Source organism: Ilyobacter sp., assembly GCF_041583315.1.
Classification (GTDB): domain Bacteria; phylum Fusobacteriota; class Fusobacteriia; order Fusobacteriales; family Fusobacteriaceae; genus Ilyobacter.
Genome location: NZ_JBFHGC010000436.1, coordinates 1 through 2493 on the forward strand (window position 1 = coordinate 1; position 2493 = coordinate 2493).

At 36.3% G+C, this 2493-nt stretch carries 3 protein-coding genes and 1 riboswitch; of the genes, 2 read left to right on the forward strand and 1 reads right to left on the reverse strand.

The genetic code is table 11. The features are described from left to right. Positions 1–221: 221 nt before the first annotated feature. Positions 222–399, reverse strand: a riboswitch (Lysine riboswitch). Between the two features lie 204 nt (positions 400–603). After that, on the forward strand, positions 604–1008 hold the full coding sequence (locus ABZA26_RS12580; RefSeq protein WP_372714859.1) for an NfeD family protein: 405 nt from the start codon (positions 604–606) through the stop codon (positions 1006–1008). Positions 1009–1012: 4 nt separating this feature from the next. Continuing rightward, a complete protein-coding gene (locus ABZA26_RS12585; RefSeq protein WP_372714860.1) occupies positions 1013–1957 on the forward strand; it encodes an SPFH domain-containing protein in 945 nt (314 codons plus the stop codon). A 67-nt stretch (positions 1958–2024) separates the two neighbouring features. Here the strand turns inward: ABZA26_RS12585 and ABZA26_RS12590 are convergent. Beyond that, positions 2025–2493 (reverse strand): DMT family transporter (locus ABZA26_RS12590; protein ID WP_372714861.1); only part of this gene is annotated, 469 nt, incomplete at its 5' end.

Sequence of the window (2493 nt, forward strand, 5' to 3'; positions counted from 1 at the left end):
AACCATTGAAAATAAAAGTAATGAAATACTAGATCTTCTCATAAAATCCTCCTAAATAAATGATTTAAAACTTAATAAAATGTAGGAACGGGTCCTGTTTTCGATCAATTGCCCTATTTAAAGCTTGTACTGTTTATAAGTATAGGTTGTTTTATAAAACTAAGCTTTGATAAAATAAAAAAGGGCTGCCGAAATACATACGGCAACCTTGCAATTAACAAAATTCCAATAGCACTCCATCAGTTGAAAACTTAATGACAGTGTTATCAATATTATTGCTAACACCAGGATTGATAATGGGCCATAATCTTTCCTTCGGCAGCTTTCCCTTTCTCTTACTTTCGTCATCCTGCCCGGATTCCAGTAGATACTTTTGAACACTGCGCCTCTATCTTGAAAATATTAAATTTTAATAAATTATAACAAAATGAGATCTCACTGTCAATCAAAAAAATGGAAAAAAATATAGAATACTATAAAAAATCCTGTGGAAATAGGTATTTTAAGAGGGAAACGTTTAAAAATAGTACAGAATAATATTTGTGACTTTGCAAAAGGAAATACCTTTTAAAATTCGAAGGATAAGTAATAGGAGGGGTTAAAATGTATATATGGCTGATATTAACAATAATTTTTTTAATTTTGGAGGGATATACTACAGCTCTTATAAGTATTTGGTTTGCTCTGGCAGCGGGGATACTGACTCTTGTTTCAGGGTATATACCAGACATAATGAAGCAGTTTTATCTCTTTGTAACTCTGTCATTTGTTTTTATCATAGTGACGAGGACGCTCAGTAAAAAGCTTCTCTCTAAAAGGAAGGAAAAGATAGAAAGCAGAATAATAGGTCAAGTTGTAGAGGTGAAGAGTGTCATCTCTCCTGGAGATTATGAGATATACTTAGACGGTAAACACTGGAAGGCAAAATGCGATGAGGAGCTACATGTAGGGGATAAAGCCAAGGTTTTAAAGATACAGGGAATAAAATTAATTTTGGAGAAGGAGTGATAAAATGTTTCAGGCACTTATATTTTTCTTATTTATACTGGTAATCGTTTTCCTGATAATATTCAACGTAAAAATAGTCCCACAGTCAAAAGCATACGTAATAGAAAGGCTGGGAGCATACCTTACCACCTGGGAAACAGGTCTTAATATTCTTATCCCTTTTTTAGACAGAATATCTAAAAAAGTGTCCCTCAAGGAGCAGGTAGTTGACTTTCCACCACAACCGGTAATAACAAAGGACAACGTAACAATTCAAATCGATTCGGTGGTTTATTATCAGATAACAGACCCGAAACTATATACCTATGGAGTGGAAAATCCCATCAATGCAATTGAGAATCTTACTGCTACAACTCTGAGAAATATAATAGGAGAGATGGAGCTAGATACAACCCTGACTTCCAGAGATACTATAAACACAAAGATGAGGGCAATTTTAGACGAAGCAACAGATCCTTGGGGGATAAAAGTAAACAGAGTAGAGCTAAAAAATATTCTTCCGCCTGCAGAGATACAGGATGCCATGGAGAAACAGATGAAGGCAGAAAGAGGAAGAAGAGAATCAATTCTGAGAGCAGAGGGTCAGAAAAAATCTGCAATTCTTGTGGCTGAGGGAGAAAAAGAATCGGTAATCCTGAGGGCAGAAGCAAAAAAAGAAGCCTATATAAGAGAGGCCGAGGGAGAAGCCGAGGCTATTATGAAGATTCAGAGGGCTAAAGCAGAATCTATAAAAATGCTGAATGCAGCAAATACCACAAGAGAGGTACTATCTCTGAAGGCCATGGAAACTTTTGAAAAAGTGGCAGACGGAAAGTCTACAAAGATCATAATACCATCAGAACTCCAGAGTATCGCAAATATAGCTACGGCATTTACTGAAATAACAAATACAAAGCCAGAGATCGAAAAAGAAGAAACACCGTCAGAAATTCAAGAGGAAAAAGAATAAGATAAGCAGAGAAGGCTTCCTGGATCAAGGAAGCCTTCTCTGTTTATCGGAATAAAATAATTAATCATCAAAGATCTGAGCCTATGATTCTGGGTTTTCTTTTATAAAAGAACTTCCATTTTGTTTCAGCGGTGATTATGGCTAAAAATATAGCTATTCCTCCGACTATCATTTTAAATGTTATTATTTCCTTGAGTATTATGACTGAAAATATAGTCCCGAAAAGAGCTTCTGTGGATAAAATAATAGCTGTCTTTGTAGGAGTTGTGTACTTCTGTGCTGTGGTCTGTATAAAGAAAGCCACCATGGTGCTAAATACCCCTATATAAATCACAGCAAATATACCGGCCACAGGAACCACCTGCGGAAAAGGTTCTGTAAAAAAGGAACCTATAAAGGAAAGAACAGCTGCAAACCACATCTGAGTCACAGAAAGCACCGTGGTATCAACCTTTTGACTGTAAAAACCAGTGGAGCTGATATGAAAGGCAAACAACAGTGCACAAAGAAGAGAGAGAGAATCCCCTATACCGAGG